The organism is Agreia sp. Leaf283 (genome assembly GCF_001422485.1).
Classification (GTDB): domain Bacteria; phylum Actinomycetota; class Actinomycetes; order Actinomycetales; family Microbacteriaceae; genus Agreia.
Genome location: NZ_LMNF01000002.1, coordinates 655472 through 679344 on the forward strand (window position 1 = coordinate 655472; position 23873 = coordinate 679344).

The window sequence follows — 23873 nt, forward strand, 5'->3', positions numbered from 1 at the left end:
GGCGTTCTCGTGTTTCATCCACCACCCGCTGGTTCCTCGAGGAGGAACGGCCGCCCGATCAGGCGCGTACTGGCCGCCGGAATAGGGCTCGTGCTCGCCGGCTCCGCGCTCGTCGGCTGCTCGAGCCCCGACGACGGCGTCGTCACCCTCGACTTCTTCCAGTTCAAGCCCGAGGCGGTGAAGGACTTCGCCGCCATCATCGACGACTTCGAGGCCGCGAACCCCGACATCCGCGTCGTGCAGAACGCGGTCCCCGATCCCGACACCGCCATCAGAACCCTGCTCGTGAAGAACAAGGTGCCCGACGTGCTCACCCTCAACGTGAGCGGCAACTTCGCCGAACTGGCCCGAGCCTGCGTCTTCGCAGACCTCAGCGACGAGGCGTCGGCCGACACGGTGAACCCGGCCGTGCAGAAGATCGTTCAGGACCTCGGCAGCTGCGACCAGGGCGACGGCTCAGAGGTCAACGCCCTGCCGTTCGCCAGCAATGCCTCCGGCATCATCTACAACCCGGCGATTTTCGCAGAGAATGACGTCGAGGTTCCGACCACCTGGGACGAGTTGATCGCTGCGGCGCAGACGTTCCAGCAGAACGGAGTGACGCCCTTCTATTGCACGATGAAGGATGCCTGGACCGCGGGCCCCGCATTCGTGAACCTGGGCGGCGCGCTCATGCCGGAGGGCTTCTTCGACGATCTCCGCGCCGAGGGTTCCGACCTCGACACGGTCTCGTTCTCGAAGGACTTCGGCGACGCCGTCGACAAGGAGGTCGAGCTCTACAGCTACTGCCAGGACGACTTCGCCAGCCGCGACTACAACGCCGGCAACGCCGCGTTCGCCGCAGGGGAATCGGCCATGTACCTGCAGGGCTCGTACGCGATCCCCGCGATCCGGGCGACGAACCCGGATGCGCAGATCGCCACGTTCCCGTACCCCGTCACCGACGACGCGGACTCTCGCGTCGTCGTCTCCGGCGTCGACGTCGGCATCTCGATCGGCCGGGACACACCGCACCGCGCCGAGGCCCAGAGGTTCGTGGACTACCTCATGTCACCCGACGTCGTGCAGGCCTACTCCGAATCGCAGAGCACGTTCTCGCCTCTCAAGAACGCCGTGCCGAACTCAGACCCGGCCCTCGCCGGCCTCGAACCGTACTTCACCGACGGGCGCATCATCGGCTTCATCGATCATCAGATCCCCGCATCGATCCCGCTCGTGAACCTGCTCCAGACCCTCGTGCTCACCGGCAACACCGAGCGCTTCCTGTCAGACCTCGACTTCGAGTGGAGCAAGGTCGCGGCCCGCACCGCAACGTCGCGAAAGGGAAAGTCATGAGCGCGCCCACGGCATCCGGCACCACCCGCACGCCGGCCAGGCGCCGGATCGAACGGACCCCCAGAGCCTTCTTCTGGATGGTCGTTCCCGCCGTCGTGATCTTCTTCGGGCTGCACACCATCCCCGTGCTCACCGGCATGTTCTTCAGCCTCACGAACTACGCGGGCTACGGCACGTGGGACCTCGTGGGCCTGTCGAACTACATCAACCTGTTCCAGGACAGCCGCGTGCTGAACTCCTACGGGTTCACCTTCGGTTTCGCTATCGTCTCGACCGTCCTCGTCAACGTGATCGCCCTGGCGATCGCGCTCGGCCTGAACGCCCGGATCAAGTTCAAGACCGCCTTCCGCGGCGTGTTCTTCATTCCGTACGTACTCGCGATCCTGATCATCGGCTACGTCTTCAACTACCTGTTCGCGAACTCGTTCCCGGCCATCTTCGAGAGCCTCGGGCTCTCCGGGCTGTCGGGGAACATCCTCGCCGACCCGAACTACGCCTGGATCGGCATCGTGATCACGACCGTCTGGCAGGCGGCCGCGTTCAACGTGATCCTCTACCTGGCGGGGCTCCAGACGATCCCCGGTGAGATCTACGAGGCGGCCGGCATCGACGGCGCGTCGGCCTGGCGTCGATTCCGTTCGCTGACATTCCCGCTCATCGGCGCCTACTTCACCATCAACATGGTGCTGTCGTTCAAGTCGTTCCTGCAGGTCTTCGACCAGATCATCGCCCTCACCAACGGCGGACCGGGAACGAGCACCGAATCCATCGCCATGGTGATCTACCGCGGCGGCTTCCAGGGTGGCGAATACGGCTACCAGATGGCGAACGCGGTCGTGTACCTCTTCGTCATCATCCTCGTGTCATTCATTCAACTGCGCTTCCTCCAGCGCAGGGAGGCGAGCTACTGATGACTGCAGCAATCCAGGGCACCGAAGCCCTCCGCACCGTGCCCACCCCGAGCCCGCGTCGGCGGCGCCGCCGCAGCAGCGTGAACGGTGGAACCAACTGGTGGGTGACGGCCCTTATCGCGGTCTGCTCGCTGACCGTGCTGATTCCGCTCTACTTCACGATCGTCACGGCGCTGAAGTCGCCAGACCAGCTCGGAGGAACGGGGTTCGAGTGGCCCACCAGCGTGCGCTGGGAGAACTTCGCCGACGCCTACCAGCTGACGAACTTTCCCCAGGCCCTGATGAACACGGCGCTCATCACGGTGGGCGCAGTCGTGCTGACACTGCTGACGAACTCGCTCGTGGCCTATGCCATCGCCCGCAACATGCACAAGAAGTTCTTCAAAGGGCTGTACTTCTACTTCCTCGCGGCGATCTTCGTGCCGTTCCCGATCATCATGCTTCCCGTGGTGAAGGAGACCGCGCTGCTCGGCCTCGACACCCCCGTCGGCCTGATCCTGCTGTACACGGTCTACGGGCTGTCGTTCAACATCTTCATCTTCGTGGCCTACATCCAGTCGATTCCGATCGAGCTGGAGGAGGCCGCGCGTATGGACGGCGCGAGCACCTGGGGTGTCTTCTGGAAGGTCGTCTTCCCGTTGCTCACCCCGATGAACGCGACCGTCGGCATCCTGACCTGCGTCTGGGCGTGGAACGACTTCCTCCTGCCGCTCGTGATCCTGTCGGATCCGTCGGCGCGAACCCTCCCGCTGGCCCAGTTCGTCTTCCAGGGACAGTTCAACACCAACTACACCGTCGCCTTCGCGTCGTACCTGATGGCGCTGGCGCCCCTCCTCGTGGTCTACGTGATCGCGCAGAAGTGGGTCGTCTCCGGCGTGATGAGAGGATCGGTCAAGTGACCATGACAGAGACTGCACCCGAATCGACCGCCTGGTGGACCCGCGCCGTGGTCTACCAGATCTATCCGCGCAGCTTCGCCGATTCGAACGGCGACGGCGTCGGCGACCTGGGCGGGATCCGCTCGAAGCTCGACCATCTCGCCGAGCTGGGCGTCGACGTGATCTGGCTGTCGCCGATCTACCGCTCGCCCCAGGCCGACAACGGCTACGACATCAGCGACTACGAGGACATCGACCCGCTCTTCGGCACGCTGGCGGAGTTCGACCTGCTGCTGGCCGAGGTGCACGAGCGCGGCATGAAGCTGGTGATGGATCTCGTGGTCAACCACACCAGCGACGAGCATCCCTGGTTCGTCGAGTCGCGTTCGTCGCGCGACAACCCGAAGCGCGACTGGTACATCTGGCGTGATGGGAAGGACGGAGCGGAGCCCAACGGCTGGACGAGCGCGTTCAGCGGTCCGGCCTGGGATCTCGACCCGCAGACGGGCCAGTACTACCTCCACCTCTTCGCCGCGAAGCAGCCCGACCTCAACTGGCAGAACCCCGAGGTGCGCGACGCCGTGTTCGCCATGATGAACCGCTGGCTCGACCGCGGGGTCGACGGCTTCCGCATGGACGTGATCAACTTCATCGCCAAGACGGAGTCGGAGCTGGTCGGCACCAGTATCCGGCCGACGATGGGACCGCAGATCCACGACTACCTGCAGGAGATGCACCGGCGGGTGTTCGCGGGCCGCGACGCCGAGCTGATCACGGTGGGAGAGATGCCCGGCGTCACCGTCGACGACGCCGGCCTCTTCACCGGGGCCGACAGGAAGGAGCTCGACATGGTGTTCCAGTTCGAGCACGTCGGGCTCGACCACAGCGAGGCGAGCAAGTTCGACAACCTCCCGTTCGATCTCGTCGCCCTCAAGCGGTCTCTCGCCCGGTGGCAGACGGGCCTCGCATCGACGGGCTGGAACAGCCTCTACTTCGGCAACCACGACCAGCCGCGCTCCGTGTCCCGCTTCGGAGACGACGGACGGTACCGCTACGAGTCCGCGACGCTGCTGGCGACGATCCTGCACCTGCACCGCGGAACGCCCTACATCTACCAGGGCGACGAGATCGGCATGACGAACGCAGGCTTCACCGCCATCGAGCAGTACGAGGACATCGAGAGCGTGAACCACTACGCCGAGGTCGTCGCCGCCGGCGCCGACCCGGCCACGGTGCTCGAGCAGTTGGCGTTCCGCAGTCGCGACAACGCCCGCACCCCCGTGCAGTGGACTCCGGGAGCAGAGGCCGGATTCACCACGGGACACCCCTGGATCGAGGTCACCGGCAACGCCGACCGGATCAACGTCGAGACGGACCGGGCAGCCGGCGACAGGTCGATCTTCGACTACTACCGGCGCCTCATCGCGCTGCGGCACGAGCTGCCCGTCGTGGCACTGGGCGAATTCGCCCTGCTCGAGCCCGAGCATCCGACGCTCTACGCATTCACGCGCACCCGCGGCGACGACCGGCTTCTCGTTGTGGGCAACTGGTCGGGCGAACCGCTCGACCTGCCCGCGGGGGTGACCGCCGATGCCGGCGAGCACCTGATCGGCAACTACACGGAATGGAACGACACGACCCTCGAGCCGTGGGAGGTGCGCGTCTACCGCCGCTGAGGAGACTCGACGGCCGGGAGGGTGGCCTAGCCTGTTTGTAGCCGCCGCACGGCCGCGCCGTTTTCTCGAAAGGACATCGCACCCCGTGAAGCTCCACTCCGTTCGCGTCCACCCCAGTTCCGATTCCCTGGAGCGCGCCGACCAGCTCGCACACGCCATCGCCGAGGTCGCCGCCGACCCGGTGGCGGTCGACGCCGATGTCACCGAGATGATCATCAACCGGGTGATCGACAACGCCGCGGTCGCCGCGGCCTCGCTCACGCGCAGGCCGGTCGTGTCGGCGCGCTCGCAGGCCGAACGCCACCCCTACTCCCCCGGCTCGACGGTGTTCGGCCTGACATCGGATGCGCGATTCTCGCCCGAGTGGGCGGCCTGGGCCAACGGCGTGGCCGTTCGAGAGCTCGACTTCCACGACACGTTCCTCGCGGCCGAGTACTCCCACCCCGGCGACAACATCCCGCCGATCCTGGCCGTGGCGCAGCACGCCGGTCGCACCGGCGCAGAACTGGTGCGCGGCATCGCCACTGGCTACGAGATCCAGGTCGATCTCGTTCGCGCCATCAGCCTGCACGCCCACAAGATCGACCACGTGGCGCACCTCGGCCCGTCGGCCGCGGCCGGCATCGGCACCCTCCTGGGTCTCGACGTCGAGACGATCTTCCAGGCCGTCGGCCAGGCGCTGCACACCACCACCGCGACGCGGCAGTCACGCAAGGGCGAGATCTCGTCGTGGAAGGCCCACGCTCCCGCCTTCGCCGGCAAGATGGCCGTCGAGGCGGTCGATCGGGCCATGCGCGGCGAGACCAGCCCGACACCCATCTACGAGGGCGAAGACGGGGTGATCGCGTGGCTGCTCGACGGCCCCGACGCCGCCTACGAGGTGCCGCTGCCCATCGCCGGCGAATCGAAGCGCGGAATCCTCGACACCTACACGAAGGAGCACTCGGCCGAGTACCAGGCCCAGGCCTGGATCGACCTTGCGCGCAGACTGCACAACGAGCATCCGGTTCTCGTCGAGCACCCCGAGCGGATCGGCAGCATCACGATCCACACCAGCCACCACACGCACTTCGTGATCGGCTCGGGTGCCGGCGACCCGCAGAAGTACGACCCGACCGCGTCGCGGGAGACCCTCGACCACTCGATCCCGTACATCTTCACGGTGGCCCTGCAGGACGGGGCGTGGCACCACGTCGACTCCTACACGCCGGAGCGGGCCGGCCGGGAGGACACCGTGCGCCTCTGGAAGACCGTGCGCACAGTCGAGGACTCGGAGTGGACGAGGCGGTACCACTCGATCGACCCGCAGGAGAAGGCGTTCGGAGGCCGGGTCGAGATCCTGCTCACCGATGGCACAGTCATCACCGACCAGATCGCCGTCGCCGACGCGCACCCGCTCGGTGCTCGTCCCTTCGCCCGCGAGCAGTACGTCACGAAGTTCCGCACCCTGGCCGACGGCGTGCTCGAGCAGGCCGAGATCGAGCGCTTCCTCTCGGTCGCGGCTCGACTGCCCGAGCTCCGCGCCGACGAACTCGGGGGGCTCACGATCACGGCGAGGCCCGGCCTGTTCGATGGCGTCACGACCCCGAAGGGACTCTTCTGATGCTTTACGCCCCCACCACGGCGGCCGACAAGCGCGTCGCTATGCGCGCGGGACTCTCGAGCGGCAGGCTGCAGCTCTTCCCTGGCGCGTTCAATCCCCTGTCGGCGAAGCTGATCCAGGAGAAGGGCATGGACGGGGTCTACATCTCGGGTGCCGTGCTGTCCGCCGACCTCGGCCTCCCCGACATCGGGCTCACCACCCTCACTGAGGTCGCCGGCCGCTCCCAGCAGATCGCCCGCATGACCGATCTGCCGTCACTCGTCGACGCCGACACCGGATTCGGCGAGCCCATGAACGTGGCGCGCACCATCCAGACGCTCGAAGACGCCGGCGTCGCGGGCATGCACCTCGAAGATCAGGTCAACCCGAAGCGCTGCGGTCACCTCGACGGCAAGCAGGTCGTCGATCTCGATACAGCCCTCAAGCGCATCAAGGCCGCCGTCGAGGCGCGCCGCGACCCGAACTTCCTCATCATGGCCCGAACGGATGCGCGTGGGGTCGACGGCCTGCAGGCCGCGGTCGATCGCGCCAAGGCTCTCGTCGACGCGGGAGCCGACGCGATCTTCCCGGAGGCCATGGCCTCGCTCGAGGAGTTCGAGGCCGTCCGCGCCGCCGTCGACGTGCCGATCCTCGCGAACATGACCGAGTTCGGCAAGAGCGAGCTCTTCACCACGCAGCAGCTCGCCGATGTCGGCCTCAATCTGGTGATCTTCCCCGTCTCGCTGCTCCGGCTCGCCATGGGCGCGGCCGAGAGGGGGCTCGACACGATCACGCGGGAGGGGTCGCTGACGTCGATGCTGCCCGAGATGCAGACCCGCGCCAGGCTCTACGAGGTTCTCGACTACGAGGCGTACAACTCGTTCGACTCGGGGGTCTTCAACTTCTCGCTCGATCGGCACTTCGGGGTGTCTTAGCAGGCTGCACCAGCCTCGCGGCGGCCCGCACCGCCGACGCGCGTCGCCGGGCCACGACCTCCGGTGTCACGTCGAGCCCGGAGTCGGCGAAGATTCCCGGGGCGCTCGCCCAGGTCGAGGCCAGGCCGAACAGCATCGCCACCAGATCCTCGGGCTCCCACTCGTCGTCGATGCGACCGTCGACCTGTGCCCGGCGAAGCAGCTCTCCTTCGGAGAAGAGTCGCGAGCGGTCCTCGTCGACCAGCAGAGCCGAGATCCCTTCGAGCCTGGCCCAGTGCAGCATTCTCAGATGCTCGGGATGGGTCATCGTGTGGTCGAAGACCCGCCCCACGAACTCGGGCAGGTCGTCGACGTCGATCGGTATGGCGTCGGCGACATCGTGCTGGTTGAGCTCGAGAACCTGTTGGAAGAGCGAGACCTTGTCGCCGAAGTAGGCGTACAGCCTCTCCTTGCTCGCGTTGGCCGCCGCCGCGATCCGGTCTACTCGCGCCCCCGCGAGTCCGAAGTCGGCGAACTCCGTGCGCGCAGCATCGAGAATTCGTCTTCTGGTCGCTTCACCATCGCTTCTCATGACTGATAGTCTAGCTAAGCCAACCAACCAGTTCGTACGAATAGGATCCCGCTTCTTCATGACGTCCCCCTCCACCGCCTCGACCGAGGCCGTCCACGATCACGCCGCACACCCCCGCAGGTGGTGGCTGCTCGCCGTTCTCGCACTCGCGCAGCTCATGGTCGTGCTCGACGGAACGATCGTGAACATCGCCCTTCCCGACGCGCAGCTCGAGCTCGGCATGAGTGATGGAGACCGCACGTGGGTCGTCACGATCTATGCGCTCGCATTCGGCTCGCTCCTGCTGCTCGGCGGACGCATCGCCGACTACTGGGGCCGCAAGCGGTCGTTCATGCTCGGCATGGTGGGCTTCGCCATCGCCTCGGGAATCGGCGGATTCGCCGCGACGACCGAGCAGCTGCTGATCGCCCGCGGCCTGCAGGGCGCATTCGCGGCGCTGCTCGCCCCCGCCTCCCTCGCCATCCTCACGATCACCTTCCCCAACGGCAAAGACCGCATCAAGGCCTTCGCCGTCTACGGCGCGATCGGTGGAGGCGGCGCGGCCGTAGGCCTGCTGCTCGGCGGCGTGCTCACCGAGTACGCGAGCTGGGGCTGGTGCCTGCTGGTCAACGTGCCGATCGCCGTGGTCGCGATCATCGCCGGCTTCCCCCTGATCCGCGAGAGCCGCGCACACGGCAACACCCGCTACGACCTGCCCGGAACCGTCCTGGTCGTGGGCGGTCTCGCATCGCTCGTCTACGGCTTCTCGCAGGCCGAGAACGGATGGGGTCGCTGGGAGACCATCGGCTTCCTCGCCCTCGGCGTCGTCCTGCTTGCCGCCTTCGTCTGGGTCGAGTCGCGGGCGTCCAACCCGCTCCTGCCCCTGCGGGTCATCCTGAACCGCGTCCGCGGCGGGGCGTTCCTGGTATCGCTCCTCACCGGTGCGGCGCTTCTGGGCGGACTGCTCTTCCTCACGTTCTACTTCCAGATCGTTCTCGGCTTCTCTCCCCTGCAGTCCGGACTCGCCTCGCTGCCCATGACGTTCACCATCATGATCGGCGCCACGGTTCTGTCGAGGTTCCTCCCCGTGATCGGCGTGCGCATTCCGATGACGGTCGGCCCGATCGTCGCCGCGGCCGGCCTCGGCTGGCTGTCGTTCATCACGGTCGAGGGCGACTATGTCGTCCAGGTGCTGCCCGGCGTCATCCTGCTCGGCATCGGACTCGCCTGCATCTTCGTTCCCCTGCAGAACGTGGCGCTCTCGGGCATCGATGAGCACGACGCCGGTGTCGCTAGCGCTGCCGTGTCGGCGACCCAGCAGATCGGCGGATCGATCGGAACCGCTCTGTTCACCGCGCTCTACACCGCGGCGATCTCCGCGTACCTGGCCGCGAATCCGCCGTCTGAGACGGCACAGCTCGAGGCCTTCGTGAGCGGCTACTCCACCGCGTTCCTCTGGGCTGCGGGGCTCATTCTGCTGGCCGCGCCCATCTCGTTCTTCCTCGTGCGTCCGTCGAAGGACGAGATGATGAACGTGCCCGACGCGGTTCACCTGGGCTGAGCCCGAGCCGCTACGGTGGAGGCACTATGAACACTGCCTCCACCCGGTCCGACGTCCCGCTGTCCGGAACCGAATACACACTGACCTTCGGCGAGTACACCGCAGACATTGCGGGAGTGGGTGCCAGCCTGCGCACGCTGCGATACCGGGGCCGCGACCTCGTCGTTCCGTTCGATGCCGACGAGGTGCGTCCAGCGTTCCGCGGCGCCGTGCTCGCGCCCTGGCCGAACCGCGTGGTCGACGGCCGATACACCTTCCACGGCACCGAATACGAGCTGGCACTTACCGAGCCGAAGCGAGGCCACGCGCTGCACGGCCTGGCCGCCTGGCAGGAGTGGTCGCTCGTGGAGGCCGGCGAGGCGTTCGTCGAACTGGCGTTCCGCGTCGAGGCGCAGTCGGGTTACCCGTTCCGTATCGACCTGGTCGCTCGCTACGAGCTCACGGTCGACGGCTTGTCGACGACCATCCGCGCGACGAACTCGGGCCGCGCTGCCGCACCCTACGGAACCGGCCCGCATCCGTATCTCGTCGCGGGACCGGGCCGCGTCGACGACTGGTCGCTCGAGCTGCCCGCCCGCGCCGTGCTCACGGTCACGCCCGATCGCCTGATTCCCGTCGACCTGGCCGATGTCGAGCTCGAAGATGACGGGGCATTCGACTTCGTCGCATCCCGGCCCATCGACTCGACGTTCATCGACCACGCGTTCACCGAGCTCGAGCGGGATGCCTCGGGTCTCGCCACCGTGCGGGTCACCACCCACGACGGCTCGTCGGGCGTCGGCATCAGCTGGGGCACGGAGTGCCAGTGGGTTCAGATCCACACGGCCGACCAGCCGGCGCCATCGATCAGCAGGCTCGGCCTCGCGGTCGAGCCGATGACGTGCCCGCCCGACGCGTTCAACACGGGCACAGACCTCGTCGTGCTCGATCCCGGCGAGGAGCACACCGCCGGCTGGACGATCTTCGCCCTCTGACGAACTCGTTCCCCGCTCAACGAACTCGTCCCCCGTTAACAGACTCCGTTCCCTGAGCCTGTCGAAGGGATGCCCTTCGACAGGCTCAGGGAACGGAGTCTCCTGCGGGCGGAACCTACTCGATGACGTCCTCGTCGACCCAGTCGAGGGTCTTCGTGACGGCCTTCTTCCAGTTGCGGTAGAGGCGCTCGCGCTCGGCATCGTCCATGTTGGGGGTCCAACGCTGGTCTTCCTGCCAGTTCTTGCGCAGGTCGTCGAGGTTGTCCCAGTAGCCCACCGCGAGGCCGGCCGCGTAGGCGGCACCGAGGGCCGTGGTCTCGGCGACCACCGGGCGCACGACGGGCACGTTCAGGATGTCGGCCTGGAACTGCAGCAGGGTGTCGTTGGCCGTGGCTCCGCCGTCGACCTTGAGCTCGGTGAGCGGAACGCCGGAGTCGGCGTTGACCGCGTCGAGCACCTCTCGCGTCTGGAACGCGATGGACTCCAGCGCTGCGCGAGCGATGTGGCCCTTGTTCACGAACCGGGTCAGTCCGACCAGCGCCCCACGGGCATCCGATCGCCAGTGCGGCGCGAACAGGCCCGAGAATGCCGGCACGAAGTAGGCACCGCCGTTGTCGTCGACCGTCTTCGCGAGGACCTCGATGTCGGGAGCGCTCTGGATGATGCCCAGATTGTCGCGCAGCCACTGCACAAGGGAGCCGGTGACGGCGATGGAGCCTTCGAGGGCGTAGTGGGTCTCGCCGTCTCCGAGCTTGTAGCCGATGGTGGTGAGCAGGCCGTTCTCGCTTTTGACGATGTCGGTTCCGGTGTTGAAGATCAAGAAGTTTCCGGTGCCGTAGGTGTTCAGGATGCCGGCGACGGGAACCTCGCGGAGGAGGCTCGAGTCGGACACGGTGCCGTAGACCTCGGAGGAAGAGCGCACCTCGGGGAGCATCGACTTGGGGACATCGAACGCCTTCAGGATCTCGTCGTCCCATTCGAGGGTCTTGAGGTCGAGGAAGAGCGTGCGGCTGGCGTTGGTGACGTCGGTCGCGTGGACTCCCCCGTTGACGCCGCCGGTCAGGTTCCAGAGAACCCACGTGTCGGTCGTTCCGAAGATGAGGTCGCCGGCCTCGGCGCGCTCGCGGGCGCCCTCGACGTTCTCGAGGATCCACACGATCTTGGTGCCGGCGAAGTATGTCGACAGGGGAAGACCCACGGTGTCCTTGAAGCGGTCTCCGCCGCCATCGGCCGACAGTCGGTCGACGATGGACTGGGTGCGGGTGTCCTGCCAGACGATGGCGTTGTAGACGGGCTCGCCGGTGTTCTTGTCCCAGACCACGGCGGTCTCGCGCTGGTTGGTGATGCCGACGGCGACGATGTCGTGGCGGGTCAAGTTGGCCTTGGAGAGTGCCTGGCCGATGACCTCGCGGACGTTGTCCCAGATCTCCTTCGGGTTGTGCTCGACCCAACCGGCCTTCGGGAAGATCTGCTCGTGCTCCTTCTGACCGGTCGAGACGATGCCGCCCTCGTGGTTGAAGATGATCGCGCGGGAACTCGTGGTTCCCTGGTCGATCGCAATGACGTACTTGCTCATGACTAACTCCTTCGTTATGTGGTTCTGCTGAGCGGAAAAGCTTGCTTACGTGAGGATGGGGAGGAGCGGCACGGCGGCGAGGCCGGCCAAAACGCCACCGACGATGGGCCCGAGCACCGGCACCCAGGAGTAGGACCAGTCGGAGGATCCCTTGCCCTTGATCGGGAGGATGAAGTGGGCGATGCGCGGGCCGAGGTCACGGGCCGGGTTGATGGCGTACCCGGTCGGGCCACCGAGGGATGCGCCGATCGCGATCACGAGGATGGCGACGGGAAGAGCGCCCAGGGCTGCAAGGCCGCCCTCGCCCTGTCGTCCGCCACCGAAGCCGATGACGACGAAGACGAGCACGAAGGTGCCGATGACCTCGGTGAGGAAGTTCCAGCCGTAGGAGCGGATCGCCGGTCCGGTGGAGAACACACCGAGCTTGTTGGCCGCGTCGGGCTCTTCATCGAAGTGCTGCTTGTACGCGAGCCACACGAACACGGCACCGATGATCGCACCCAGCAGCTGAGCCGCGATGTAGGTGAGGATCGACGCGATGTTCACGGGCACACCGGAGCCGAACTCGGTGGCGCCGTTCGCGACCAGGCCGAGGGTCACGGCCGGGTTCAGGTGCGCACCACTGTTGTACGACACGATCACACCGGAGAACACGGCGAAGCCCCACCCGATGTTGACCATCAGGAAGCCGCCATTGAAACCCTTGTTCTTCACGAGAGCGACGTTCGCCACCACACCGCAACCCAGCAGAACGAGCAGGGCCGTGCCTACCAGCTCTGCGAGAAATACAACTCCGAGATTGTCCACGTTGACCTTCCTTATGTGACGTCCACGTCACCTTGATGAGAATGAGGGGCCGACTTACGTCGGCCCCTCCATGACGCTAGCGATCAGTTGTCGAGTCAAACAACTGATTCGCGTGCACGTCTGTTCAGACTGCGGGCGATCACTCCGCCGCGACGGCAGCGGCCCGGGCGGTCGACGAGGCGTCGAGCTCGAGTCCGTGGAACAAAGCGAGGTCCTTCACAGCGACGGCGCGTTCCTCTGCGAGCTGCTCGGCCGACCATCCGAGGGCCTCTGCGACGACCGAGCTGAGCTCATCGAACGCGGCCTGGTCGAGATCTCCCACGAAGGCCAGAATGGTGCGGCGGAGCACCAGGTCGGTGAGATGCACGACGAACTCGTTCTCGACGAGGAAGGCGATCTCGGCGGCCGAGAATCCGGCGACGTGAGCGAGCGCCTCGTCGTTCGAGGAGTCGCCCAGGGCATTGATGACCCGGTCGGCCTTTGTTCCGTAGCGCGCCAGCAGGGCGCGGGCGCGGTCGGCGCCCAGATCGGATGCGTGTGCCGCGACCCAGGAATCGCTCGCCTGCGGGGTGGTTGGGAACCCGACGCCGCCGCCGATGGCGAGCTTCTCGGTGCTGACACTGCGGGTGCGACCGATCAGCTCGAGCGTCTCGTTGGTGAGGTGCTCGGAGAGCGCACGGAAGGTGGTCCACTTTCCGCCTACGAGGCTCAGCATGGGCACCTTCGAACCACCGCCGAGGCGGGAGGGCTCGATGCGGTAGTCGCGGGAGACGAACCCGGGTGCGGTGTCGTCGTGCTTCGGCAGCGGACGGATGCCGGAATAGCGGTAGACGATCTGCGAGCGGTCGACCGGGATGCGTGGGAAAACGTGCGACACGAGTTTGAAGAAGTAGTCGACCTCCTCCTCCGTGCACACGGCGGGCTTCGTGATGTCGGCCTCGAGGTCGGTCGTTCCGACGAGAACGCGGCCGTTGAGCGGGTAGATCAGAACGATGCGGCCATCGTTGTTCTCGAAGAAGACCTCGCCGCCCGCGCAGGCCTTGTAGAGGGCCGGGTTGTCGAGCACGATGTGGGAACCCTTCGTGCCGCCCATGAACGTGCTCGGCATGCCGAGTGCATCGTTGGTGAGGTCGGTCCACGGCCCCGTCGTATTCACGACGGCATCAGCGGCCATGCTGAACTCTCGACCCGAGACGGTGTCTCGAAGGAGGACCTCGTCGCCACTGACTCCGATCGCTTCGACATAGTTCGCGCTGCGGGCGTGCTCGCCCGTGGCAAGGGCGTCCTCGACGAGGTCGAGCGCGAGGCGCTCGGGATTCTCGACGGCGGCGTCGAAGTACGTGGCGGTGTACTTCACGTCGGGGCGCAACTGGGGCAGCTTGGCGAGGGACTTCTTACGGCCTGCGAACTGGTGGCGCGGAACCGATCCGCCGTCGCGCGAGAACGAGTCGTAGCCGAGCAGACCGAGCTTGATCAGGAGCGCACCGCGCTCCTTCGGCTTTCCCTGCTTGTGGGTGAGGAAGCGCAGCGGGGCCGAGACGATGCCCGAGAACGTGGAGAAGATGGGGATGGTCGTGGGCAGGGGCTTCACGTAGTGCGGAGCCAAGCGCAGCAGCCGGTTGCGCTCCTGCACGGATTCGCGCACGAGACGGAACTCGCCGTTCTCGAGGTAGCGCACGCCGCCGTGGATCATGTGGCTCGACGCCGCGGAAGCGCCGGAGCAGTAGTCGCTGCGCTCGACGAGCACGACGTCGACACCCTGCAGGGCGAGGTCGCGGAACGTCGCGATTCCGTTGATGCCACCGCCGATCACGAGCACCTGTGCTCGTGGGTTCTCGACGAGCCCGGCGACATCGGGCCGGAGTTCAGGTTGGCTTGAGGGGGAAACGACTGGTGCACTCACTGTGTACTCGCCTTCGTGTAAGTAAGTTCCTTGATTACCCCTTGAGTCTGACACCTGCACACAATTGTTCAAGCGTTATGCACAGACGTGCAGGGCGTGGAAGAATGTCGACATGACCATCGCTTCGGCCGACCAGCACGCTGAGAAATCGCGCGACGCTCTGCGCGCCGCCCAGCTCTACTATCTGCAGGACATCACCATGGAGGCGATCGCCCACGAGCTGCACACATCGCGCTCGTCGATCTCCCGACTGCTGAGTTTTGCGCGTGAAACCGGGCTCGTCGAGATCCAGGTGAAGTCGCCGGCCGAACGCGTCTCGACATCGCAGCAGCGCATCCGCGAACGCTACGGCGTGACCGCCCACATCGTTCCCGTGCCGGCCTCGACGAACGAGGTCGACCGGCTCGAACGAGTCGCCGTCTCGGCTGCACGCATTCTCACCCCCTTCGTCGACTCGAACATGACCGTGGGCATCGCCTGGGGCTCGACCATCAGCGCGGTGAGCCGGCACATCCCCGAGAAAGTCACCCACAACACCACGCTGGTGCAGCTCAACGGAGCGGCCAACTACCAGACGACCGGCATCGTGTACGCGAGCGAGATCATGACCCGATTCGGCGTCGCCTTCGGGGCTGCGGTGCAGCAGTTCCCGGTTCCCGCCTTCTTCGACGACGCCGCGACGAAGCAGGCCATGTGGCGTGAGCGTGCCATCCGGCGCGTGCTCGACATTCAGAAGCGCATGGACATCGCGCTGTTCGGCCTCGGTTCACCGTTCGCCGATGTGCCCAGCCACGTCTACATCGGCGGCTATCTCGACGAGTCCGACTATGCGTCGCTGACCGCATCCGACGTCGTGGGAGACGTCGCAACCGTCTTCTACCGCGCAGACGGTTCGTCGACCGACATCCCCATGAACGCCCGCACGAGCGGACCCAGCCTCGAACTCGTGTCGCGCGTCGCCCGCAGAGTCTGCGTCGTGAGCGGAAAGTCGAAGCTGCAGGCCCTGCGAGGCGCGCTGGCCGCGGGTCTCATCACCGATCTGATCATCGACGAGCCCACAGCGCATCTGCTCACCGACGACGTGGCCTGACCGCACGAATCCGAATCGTCACGTCATACTGGGGTATGGCGCAGACCGTATTCGAACGCTCCCGACCGTCGACGCGCACCGTCGATCACGCATTGAGCGCGGCCGTGAACCGCCCGTTCTGGATCGACGACATCACCCAGCCGCGCAGGCGCCGCCTCGAAGCGCCCATGATCGCCGACCTGGCGATCGTCGGCGGTGGTTACAGCGGTCTGTGGACCGCAGTCCTCGCGAAGCGCCGCCATCCGGATGCGCGGGTGGTACTTCTCGAGGCCAAGACGGTCGGCTGGGCGGCGTCCGGCCGCAACGGAGGGTTCGTCGAGGCGAGCCTCACCCACGGCGACGACAACGGACGCAGTCGCTTTCCCTCCGAGATCGAGCGCCTGATCGAGCTCGGCCTCGAGAACCTCGACGACATCGAACGCGCGGTCGGCGACTACGCACTCGAGTGCGACTTCGAGCGCAACGGGGCCCTCTCGCTCGCCGTCGAGCCGTACCAGGTCGACGCCCTGCGCGCGGCGACCACCGATGACCACACGGTCTTTCTCGACACCGACGCGGTGCGGCGGCAGGTGGACTCCCCCACCTACCTCGCCGGCCTCTGGGAGAAGCGCACCTCCGCCCTGGTCCATCCCGCCAGACTCGCCGCTGAACTCGCGCGGGTGGCCGAGGAGCTCGGCGTGGAGATCTTCGAGAACACACCCGTGCGATCGATCTCGTCGAGCAGCGGCTCCCCCACGGCACCCGTGGTCCTCGTCACCGACGACGCTCGAGTCACCGCCCGTCGGGTCGCCCTGGCGACGAACGTGTTCCCCTCGCTTCTCCGTCGCAACCGGCTCGCGACGGTGCCCGTCTACGACTACGTGCTCATGACCGAGCCGCTGAGCGACGAGCAGCTCCGCTCCATCGGCTGGGCGAACCGGCAGGGGCTGGGCGACGGCGCCAACCAGTTCCACTACTACCGGCTCTCCCGCGACAACCGCATCCTGTTCGGCGGCTACGACGCGATCTATCACTACGGCGGTCGAGTCCGCCCCTCCTACGAGGACCGTCCCGAGACATTCCGCCGGCTCGCGGAGCACTTCTTCACCACGTTTCCCCAGCTCGAGGGCCTGCGCTTCTCGCACCGCTGGGCGGGCGCCATCGACACCTGCACCAGGTTCTGCGCGTTCTACGGCGCGGCACGGCAGGGTCGCGTGGCGTACGCGGCCGGCTACACCGGTCTCGGCGTCGCCGCCACCCACTTCGCGGCGAACGTGATGCTCGACCTGCTCGACGGCGAGTCGACGGAACGCACGAGTCTCGAGATGGTCCGTCGCCGTCCGCTCCCGTTCCCGCCGGAGCCCGTGGCGTCCCTGGGAATCCAGACGACGAGATGGTCGCTCGACCGGGCCGATCATCACGGTGGGCGCCGAAACGGCATCCTCAAGGCTCTGGATGCCGTGGGGCTGGGTTTCGATTCCTGACCCCACGCCGGGCTGAGGCCCGGTATCCTGAAAAACGGCCTACCCGACCCCGCGACGGTTTCCGCTCGACCCGGACACCGAAGGAGTTCAATGACTTTCGACGCCCTCTCCCCCGAACCCGAGAACCCGCCCCAGAACGACTCGAACCGCGCGCCCGCATCGACGCAGCCCGACTCGCCCCTCGTGCTCTCGGGGCGTGACCGCTTCGCCATCAGGCTCATCGATGCCGCGGTCAAGGTGGGATCCGAGGACTTCCAGGCGCGGTACCGTCCGGTCACCGACGAGCTCTTCAGCCACCACCTCATCGACCCCACGGCCAAGCCGGCCTACGTGCAGCCCGAGCTCGAGCCGATCGTCAACCTCGAGACCACCGAAGACCCGCTCGAGATCATCCGGCTGCACCTCGACAGCGTCATCGAAGACCGCCAGGCCCGCGACGAGGCCCGCATCAACGCCGAGGCCCACCTGACAGACGTGTCGGGGCAGCTGGCCGAATCGCAGGCGCACGCGGCCGATCTGCAGCAGCAGCTCATCGACCAAACCGCGCGGGCCGAGGCCGCCGAGGCCGAGGTCGACAGGCTGCGTGCAGAGCTCCAGAACCAGGTTGCCTCCCTCACGGCCCAGCGCGAGTCCGAGGTCGGTGCACTCCACCAGCAGCGCGAGGCCGAGGTCGCAGGTCTTCACCAGCAGCGCGAGGCCGAGGTCGGCGAGCTGTCGGCTCGACTGGCTGCCGAAGTGGCCGCCCTCACCGCCCAGCGCGATGCAGACGTCAGCGCCGCCCACCAGCAGCGCGAGGCCGAGCTGGCCGCTCTGTCGAACGAGCGCGACGTGCACGTGGCGGCCCTGCACCAGCAGCGCGAGAACGAACTCGTCTCGCTGTCGACCCAGCGCGATGCCGACCTCGCCGCGTTGCAGCAGCAGCGCGACTCCGAGGTCGCCGAACTGAACTCGCGACTCGCCGCCGAGGTCGCCGCCCTCACCAGCCAGCGCGAGAACGACGTCGCCGCCCTGCGCAGCGAGCGAGACGCGACGATCGCGGGGCTGCACGCCCAGCGCGAGACCGAGGTCGCATCGCTCACCGCAGAACTCGCCGAGCTCCGCGCCCAGCGCGACGCGCAGGTCGCCGAACTCACCGCGCGACTCGAATCCCAGGCGGCCGAGCTCGAGGGCACCCGAACCACCGATGTCACCGCGCTCGCCGCAGAGCATGACACGCAGCTCCGCACTATCGACGAGGCGCACCAGCAGCAGATCGACGAGCTGAAGGCGGCCCACGACGCTCAGATTGCCGAACTGGCATCCGCCCACGAACAGCAGATCGGTGAGCTCGGCGCCAGCCACGAGCGCCAGACCGCCGAGCTGCTCTCCGAGAAAGAGGCCCTGGCGACGCAGCTGCAGGGCGACTCCACCCACGCCGACAGCGGCCTGCCCGACGCGCGAGACGATCTGGCCGCGGCCGTCGCTCGAGCCGAGCAGGCGGCATCCGAACTCGAGGCCAGCCGCGCGCAGATCGCGGCGCTGCGCGAGGAACGCGACCGCAGCGACGCCCAGCGCGACGCCGCCATCGAAGAACTCGACGGCGTCACCGCACAGCGCGGCGAGTGGGAGAACCGACTCCGGCTCACCGTGGCCGCTCTCGCCGGCGACGAGGTCGTCGGCGACTGGACCGAGGACAACGCTCCCGAGCAGCGACTGGTGCAGTTCGTGCAGTCGACCACCTCGGCACTCGAGCAGAAGATCAGCCGCATCGAGCAGATCGCGACCGAAGAGCTGGTCGACGAGACCGAGACCAACGAATACGCGATCGGCGCGAACGACGCAGCCGTGCGCGTGCTCAACGCCCTCGACGACGTCGAGTCGGACGAGACCGTCGACGCTCCGTAGTCGTGGCACAGACCCTCGACCAGACAGACCTCGACGCGCAGCTCGATGAGCAGCTGCAGCTCGGCTCTCCGTGGATCACCCTCGTGTGGAACGATCCGGTGAACCTCATGTCGTATGTGTCGTACGTGTTCCGCAGCTACTTCGGATTCTCGAAGCCCGAGGCCGAGCGGCGAATGATGCAGGTGCACACCGAGGGGCGTGCGGTCGTGGCCACGGGCACTCGCGAAGAGATGGAGCGGCACGTCGAGGCCATGCACGAGTTCGGCCTGTGGGCGACGCTGCAGAAGGTCGACGAGTGACGCCGTTCGTGCGGCAGGGAGAGGTCATCGTCGCATCGTTCGAGCGAGCCGAGGTCGAGATCCTCGTGACGCTCGCCACCGACGTTCATTCGCTTCTCGCCGACGCCGACCGGCTCGATCCCGATTCGCCGAGCTCCCGCGCTCTCGACAGGCTTCTGCCCGCGGCCTACGGCGACGGGGCCGAGAACGACGCAGAGTTCCGCAGATTCACCGCTGAGGGCCTCGTCGAGCGCAAGGTGCGCAATGCCGAGCTCCTCGTCGAGGCCTTCGGAGAGCGCGACGAGTGGGCGGGCACCGTGCGGGTGAATCTGGATGCGGCGGCCGCGAGTGCGTGGTTGCGCAGTCTCACCGACATCCGGCTCACCATCGCGGCCGGTCTGGGCATCGAGCACGACGGAGACCAGCTGCTCATCGACGCCGACGATCGCTTCGTGCTCGAGGTGTACGGCTGGGTCGGCTTCGTTCAGGAGTCGCTGCTGCGCGCCCTGGACCCTGACTTCTCCTGACTCATTGGGACCCGGCGTCCCATCCAGCATTTCGGGCGTGACCTCGCGACCGCGAGACTGGAGGATGGACGATCCACGGGGAGGATGCGCATGGCAGACGATCACGGCACCTCGACCGAGCGAACCCGGCAAAGTCGGATGACGTCGGAGCAGATCCGGCGTCGTATGTTCGATGCCGCTCTGGCCACGACCGGTACGCGCGGCATGACCCTGGGGTTCCCCGGTCTGCAGATGGACGACGTGATCGCTGCGGCCGGCGTGTCGAAGAGTTCGGTCTACCGGCTCTGGAAGTCGAGAGACGCCTTCATCGGAGAACTGCTCAACGAGGCGGCGGCCACGTTCGCCGACCAGCTGAGCGACGACCGCGCCCTGCGCACGGCCATCGAACTCGTCGCCTCACGCCCTGATCTGCACGGGACGGCCGAGGGGCGGAGGCGGCTCCTGCTCGAACTCATCCGGGTGGTGCTCGAGCAGAACTACTACAGCACGATCGACTCGGCCGCGTGGCAGTCGTTCCTCGCCACCTCCGCGGCCCTCCTCGCCGACGACGGCAGCGAGAGCCTGCGCAGGGTCGCAGAGACCCTCCGTCGCGGAAGTGAACGCTTCGTCGAGGCGATGGCCTCGTTCCACGAGGCGATGGCACGCCTGCTGGGATTCAAGCTGCGCGAGAACTTCGCGGGCGGCTTCACGCTCTACGCCGTTCTCGGTTCGGCGATCGTGGAGGGGCTTGCCGTGCGACACCTCTCGAACCCCGCCGTCACAGACAACTTCTACCTCGGACCGCCGACGCTCACCGATGAGCCCACGGAGTGGGCGCCGTCGGCGATCGGCTTCCTCGCCATCTATGACACGTTCATCGTCGCGGACCCGGATTTCGATCCTCGGACGATCGATGCCTACCTGAAAGTACTCGCGACTGCGACTGGCGCAAGTTCCGTACCCCCTGCCGGCCCGTGACACCCCATCGCTCCCACGGAGAGGCGATGACCGCCCTGATGCGCGCGGACGCGCGGGTGACGCAACGCGAGGCGATCCACGCGCTGGGTACGATCCTGCGATTCCCACTCGAGGTCGATGACGACGGCGCCGAGTACCTGCGGCCGACATCAGACACCACGCTCGACGTGCACGTCGACGAGGTCGACCCGCACTACCCGCTCGTGCTCACTCTCTGGCACTGGAAGAGCCAGGCGGACGCCCACATCGCCGTGTCGGAGCTTCAGCCGCTCATCGCCCGGTCGACGGGGTGGACGGTCATCTCGCAGGACTGAGACCGGCTGTCACAACTGCAGGTTCTGTTTCGAATCGAGCGCCGGATCAGGTTTTCGCGCCCTCATATGCGAGGCAAGAACTCCTCCGGTGGACGGGGAGCAAATTTTTGCCGTTCCTGGATGAGGCCGCCCAGCAACCACAAGAAAATCGTTCCGACCAGGCTGAAAAACGAGCCGACGCCGAACGCAAAGAAGTACATGTTCGTCCAGTCATCCGAGTTATTGGTTCCGTCTCTCACCGACATCGTTGGCAGGTACCAGACCAGGCCGCCGACAATCATCCCCAAGACGCAGATGATGACGACGATCATGTAGAACGTTTGGGCGCGTCGCCCCGGAGGCTGCCACCACCCGAAAGCGGACCATCCCAGCAGGACGACTGCTGGGACGATGAGTAGCGCAAGAAAGAACAGCATGAGTGAGATGGTACGTGGGCCCAGTGGCGCCGGTGGCAGTTAAAGCAAAAGGCCCTCCGGCTTCGAATCTCTTCGAAGCCGGAGGGCCTTTCTTCTGTTGCGGGGACAGGATTTGAACCTGCGACCTCTGGGTTATGAGCTCGGGAGAGGGTGGTTGCCGGACGTTTCCAGACGTTGAATCTTCTTGTCTAAACCCCGGCACGGCGCGCTTCGAGGGTGAGGGCTGTTTCCAGCCGTTTCCACAACTTCGAAGGCAGATGTAGTCATACATGTAGTCATTAAGACGGTCATTCATGTAGCCAAACTGATCGCACACCGTCATTAGCTACTTCGGCGGCCCGCGCGCAACAGTTTTTTAATTGACCGCGCATTGCAACAAGTCTGTCGCAGCTAACGGCGGCACGACTCAACCCATTGGGCGTTTTGAAAGTGCAGCGGCGCGAGTACGAATGACTGAGACGTTCCCGGCACCGTCTACCGGTGCCTCGAATCTGAGACGGCCTTGTGCTTCTTCGAGTAGCTGCCGGGCTGCTTGTTCCGCCAATCAAAGGAGCGGACATTCGCGGGGGTATGAGCCGACGCACGACGACCATTCAGCGCCTGCGCGGACGTTCGAAGCGGGTTGGTTTGCTCAGGACGCGGGACGCCGACCTCTCACCGATGAAGGCTTGAACGATCGCCACGGCCTGCTCTGGGGTAAGGGGGGTCTTGGGAGCTTGGTTCTAGGGCACGTGCACTCCTTGGTGAATGGTTCTCCTGCATCATGGCGCATATCGGCGCTCAGACGAGCAACTGGGGGCCTTTTGCGCTCCGCGTCGACTTCCGATCCATAAAGGGGCGCGGACCTGAGATGCTTACCCGTGGGGTAGGACGATGAAGACTCTGACCCGGAGATGTTGAACTGGTGACGTTCGCATTCTCAGAGTTACGACTTTCCGGGTCGTCTCGCGGTGGGACGGCTGCCGTCACTGGAATCAATACACTTCAGTCATGAGTGAGTTGTGGCGAGTTGCCGGAGTGCTGACGGCCGACGAATGGCAAGCAGTCTTCGCCGACGCAGGAGTTGTGGTTACTGCGCTCGCCGCACTACTCGCGCTAATTCAGCTCCGGAGATACATCAAAGAACGAGAGGATGCTGCGCGTCCGTTCTTGGTTGTCGACTACAAGTTCCGCTCGATCCTTATGATGATCGAAGTTAGGAACGTATCCGGGGCGGTAGCAAGCGACATTCGCCTGTCAGTGGACAAGCCTTTTGAAGGGCATATGGCCGGTCGAGCGGACGTCCTGAACGGCCTCTTTAGCGATGCATACCGGATCAAGCAACTCGGGCCGGGACGGTCTATCTATTGGACGTTCGACAGGGCGCCGGACTACTACGCCGGCGACTACCCACGCAATTACGAGGTCACAGGTTCCTACAGTGACCCTCGCGTGCTGAGGCGGGTTGCGCCGTGGAAGGTTTGGACGCCAAAGATACCGGTGACATACACGGAGACTTTCGATTTGAACATCGAGCAATGGGGCGAAGCGAACGCCGATGTCGACTATGACGATAAGAACTGGAACATAAACAACCGCAACGAGAAACGCGTCGAGCGTATAGCCAAAGGGATTGGAAATCTTGTTGAGGCTCTAAAGGAAGCCAACGATGCTCCGCGACGCTCAATGCCGGTCGCGCGTCGACGTAAGCGGTAGGACATCTGACTAGCCTCCTCTCTAGAAGATCGCTGAGAGGTTCATGCGTTCACCCTGATCGGATCCGTACTCGTCCTCCCATCGAATGAGCATGGTGGTTTCTCGTGCACGCGACGGAGTGCCAACGGGGATGTCAATCGGTAACCCTTGTGGAACCGATTTGAGTCGAATCGTCCCTCCTTTTGTGACGATTTCTGGCCTTGGTTTCGTGATGAACATGTCGACACGTAGGTCGAAAATATCTCGACCTCGATGCTCAATTTGTACGTGAGTGGAAGACACAGACGACCGTGTGATCGCCCATCGAGGCGGACCTTTGCGTCGCAGTCGCGCGGTGCGCATGAAGTGCAGATATTTCTGCATCTCCCTGGTGGTCGCACGATCCATCCCGGCTGCGGCTTTACGTTCCGCTCTGTCGTCCGACAGCTTGTTGATCCGGTGAGCCGTGATTGCTCCGAGAACACCCAAGATCGCAACTATTACCGCGACCAGGATCTCGCTGCCGTGCATTTGGATGAGGTTCATTATTAGGCTCCACTTGTCTGGTCCGGGTGCCCGGAT

Annotated in this window: 22 protein-coding genes; 16 read left to right on the forward strand and 6 right to left on the reverse strand. The window is 65.7% G+C overall.

Annotation, left to right across the window (positions count from 1 at the left end; genetic code table 11):
• Positions 1–9: 9 nt before the first annotated feature.
• The 6 genes from ASF51_RS11970 (at position 10) to prpB (ending at position 7317) form a co-directional block, all read left to right on the forward strand.
• Positions 10–1335 (forward strand): ABC transporter substrate-binding protein, encoded by a 1326-nt coding sequence (locus ASF51_RS11970; protein WP_235497224.1) that lies wholly within the window; start codon positions 10–12, stop codon positions 1333–1335.
• The gene (locus ASF51_RS11975) at positions 1332–2246 is read left to right on the forward strand and encodes a carbohydrate ABC transporter permease (RefSeq protein ID WP_082479770.1); all 915 of its coding nucleotides are present in this window, start codon (positions 1332–1334) and stop codon (positions 2244–2246) included. Before ASF51_RS11970 ends, ASF51_RS11975 begins: the two co-directional genes overlap by 4 nt.
• Positions 2246–3145 (forward strand): carbohydrate ABC transporter permease, encoded by a 900-nt coding sequence (locus ASF51_RS11980; RefSeq protein WP_055929740.1) that lies wholly within the window; start codon positions 2246–2248, stop codon positions 3143–3145. The genes ASF51_RS11975 and ASF51_RS11980 overlap by 1 nt, the downstream gene beginning before the upstream one ends.
• 2 nt (positions 3146–3147) lie before the next feature.
• Positions 3148–4800: an alpha,alpha-phosphotrehalase gene (locus ASF51_RS11985; protein WP_055929743.1), complete on the forward strand. Its 1653-nt coding sequence runs from the start codon at positions 3148–3150 to the stop codon at positions 4798–4800.
• Positions 4801–4885: 85 nt separating this feature from the next.
• Positions 4886–6403, forward strand: a complete 1518-nt coding sequence (locus ASF51_RS11990) for an MmgE/PrpD family protein (protein WP_055929744.1) — start codon at positions 4886–4888, stop codon at positions 6401–6403.
• Positions 6403–7317: a methylisocitrate lyase gene (gene prpB, locus ASF51_RS11995; protein WP_055929747.1), complete on the forward strand. Its 915-nt coding sequence runs from the start codon at positions 6403–6405 to the stop codon at positions 7315–7317. The genes ASF51_RS11990 and prpB overlap by 1 nt, the downstream gene beginning before the upstream one ends.
• Here the strand turns inward: prpB and ASF51_RS12000 are convergent.
• Positions 7280–7888 carry a TetR family transcriptional regulator gene (locus ASF51_RS12000; protein ID WP_055929750.1) on the reverse strand — a complete coding sequence of 203 codons (609 nt, stop codon included), beginning with the start codon at positions 7886–7888 and terminating at the stop codon, positions 7280–7282. The two genes, prpB and ASF51_RS12000, sit on opposite strands and share 38 nt — an antisense overlap.
• A gap of 58 nt (positions 7889–7946) precedes the next feature.
• On the opposite strand from ASF51_RS12000, the gene ASF51_RS12005 reads away from it, so the two are divergent.
• Positions 7947–9428: an MFS transporter gene (locus tag ASF51_RS12005; protein WP_055929753.1), complete on the forward strand. Its 1482-nt coding sequence runs from the start codon at positions 7947–7949 to the stop codon at positions 9426–9428.
• Positions 9429–9454: 26 nt separating this feature from the next.
• A complete protein-coding gene (locus tag ASF51_RS12010) occupies positions 9455–10402 on the forward strand; it encodes an aldose 1-epimerase family protein (protein WP_055929756.1) in 948 nt (315 codons plus the stop codon).
• A 115-nt stretch (positions 10403–10517) separates the two neighbouring features.
• On the opposite strand, the gene ASF51_RS12015 is transcribed toward ASF51_RS12010, so the two are convergent.
• From ASF51_RS12015 to ASF51_RS12025, 3 genes are all read right to left on the reverse strand, one after another.
• The gene (locus ASF51_RS12015; protein WP_055929759.1) at positions 10518–11978 is read right to left on the reverse strand and encodes an FGGY family carbohydrate kinase; all 1461 of its coding nucleotides are present in this window, start codon (positions 11976–11978) and stop codon (positions 10518–10520) included.
• A 45-nt stretch (positions 11979–12023) separates the two neighbouring features.
• On the reverse strand, positions 12024–12785 hold the full coding sequence (locus tag ASF51_RS12020; RefSeq protein ID WP_082479771.1) for an MIP/aquaporin family protein: 762 nt from the start codon (positions 12783–12785) through the stop codon (positions 12024–12026).
• Between the two features lie 139 nt (positions 12786–12924).
• Complete coding sequence (locus ASF51_RS12025) at positions 12925–14688, reverse strand: glycerol-3-phosphate dehydrogenase/oxidase (RefSeq protein WP_055929762.1); 1764 nt, start codon at positions 14686–14688, stop codon at positions 12925–12927.
• A 112-nt stretch (positions 14689–14800) separates the two neighbouring features.
• Between ASF51_RS12025 and ASF51_RS12030 the strand changes: the two genes are divergently transcribed.
• The 7 genes from ASF51_RS12030 to ASF51_RS12060 all read left to right on the forward strand — a co-directional run bounded on the left by ASF51_RS12030 (position 14801) and on the right by ASF51_RS12060 (position 21201).
• Positions 14801–15778, forward strand: coding sequence for a sugar-binding transcriptional regulator (locus ASF51_RS12030; RefSeq protein WP_055929765.1), 978 nt, complete (start codon positions 14801–14803; stop codon positions 15776–15778).
• 35 nt (positions 15779–15813) lie between these two features.
• A complete protein-coding gene (locus ASF51_RS12035; protein ID WP_055929767.1) occupies positions 15814–17241 on the forward strand; it encodes an FAD-binding oxidoreductase in 1428 nt (475 codons plus the stop codon).
• Positions 17242–17331: 90 nt separating this feature from the next.
• Positions 17332–19125 carry a hypothetical protein gene (locus ASF51_RS12040; protein ID WP_055929771.1) on the forward strand — a complete coding sequence of 598 codons (1794 nt, stop codon included), beginning with the start codon at positions 17332–17334 and terminating at the stop codon, positions 19123–19125.
• A gap of 2 nt (positions 19126–19127) precedes the next feature.
• Positions 19128–19424: an ATP-dependent Clp protease adapter ClpS gene (gene clpS, locus ASF51_RS12045; RefSeq protein WP_055929774.1), complete on the forward strand. Its 297-nt coding sequence runs from the start codon at positions 19128–19130 to the stop codon at positions 19422–19424.
• Entirely contained in the window at positions 19421–19930 is a 510-nt protein-coding gene (locus ASF51_RS12050; protein ID WP_055929776.1) for a DUF2017 family protein, read from the forward strand. Before clpS ends, ASF51_RS12050 begins: the two co-directional genes overlap by 4 nt.
• A 90-nt stretch (positions 19931–20020) precedes the next feature.
• Entirely contained in the window at positions 20021–20887 is an 867-nt protein-coding gene (locus ASF51_RS12055) for a TetR/AcrR family transcriptional regulator (protein WP_162236952.1), read from the forward strand.
• A gap of 26 nt (positions 20888–20913) precedes the next feature.
• Positions 20914–21201, forward strand: coding sequence for a hypothetical protein (locus ASF51_RS12060; protein WP_055929781.1), 288 nt, complete (start codon positions 20914–20916; stop codon positions 21199–21201).
• A gap of 62 nt (positions 21202–21263) precedes the next feature.
• Here ASF51_RS12060 and ASF51_RS12065 read toward each other — a convergent pair whose 3' ends face one another.
• Positions 21264–21617 carry a hypothetical protein gene (locus tag ASF51_RS12065; protein WP_055929784.1) on the reverse strand — a complete coding sequence of 118 codons (354 nt, stop codon included), beginning with the start codon at positions 21615–21617 and terminating at the stop codon, positions 21264–21266.
• Positions 21618–22607: 990 nt separating this feature from the next.
• On the opposite strand from ASF51_RS12065, the gene ASF51_RS12070 reads away from it, so the two are divergent.
• Positions 22608–23312: a hypothetical protein gene (locus ASF51_RS12070; RefSeq protein ID WP_055929787.1), complete on the forward strand. Its 705-nt coding sequence runs from the start codon at positions 22608–22610 to the stop codon at positions 23310–23312.
• 21 nt (positions 23313–23333) lie between these two features.
• Here the strand turns inward: ASF51_RS12070 and ASF51_RS19095 are convergent, their stop codons facing one another.
• Positions 23334–23837, reverse strand: coding sequence for a hypothetical protein (locus ASF51_RS19095; protein WP_157412118.1), 504 nt, complete (start codon positions 23835–23837; stop codon positions 23334–23336).
• Between the last annotated feature and the right edge of the window lie 36 nt (positions 23838–23873).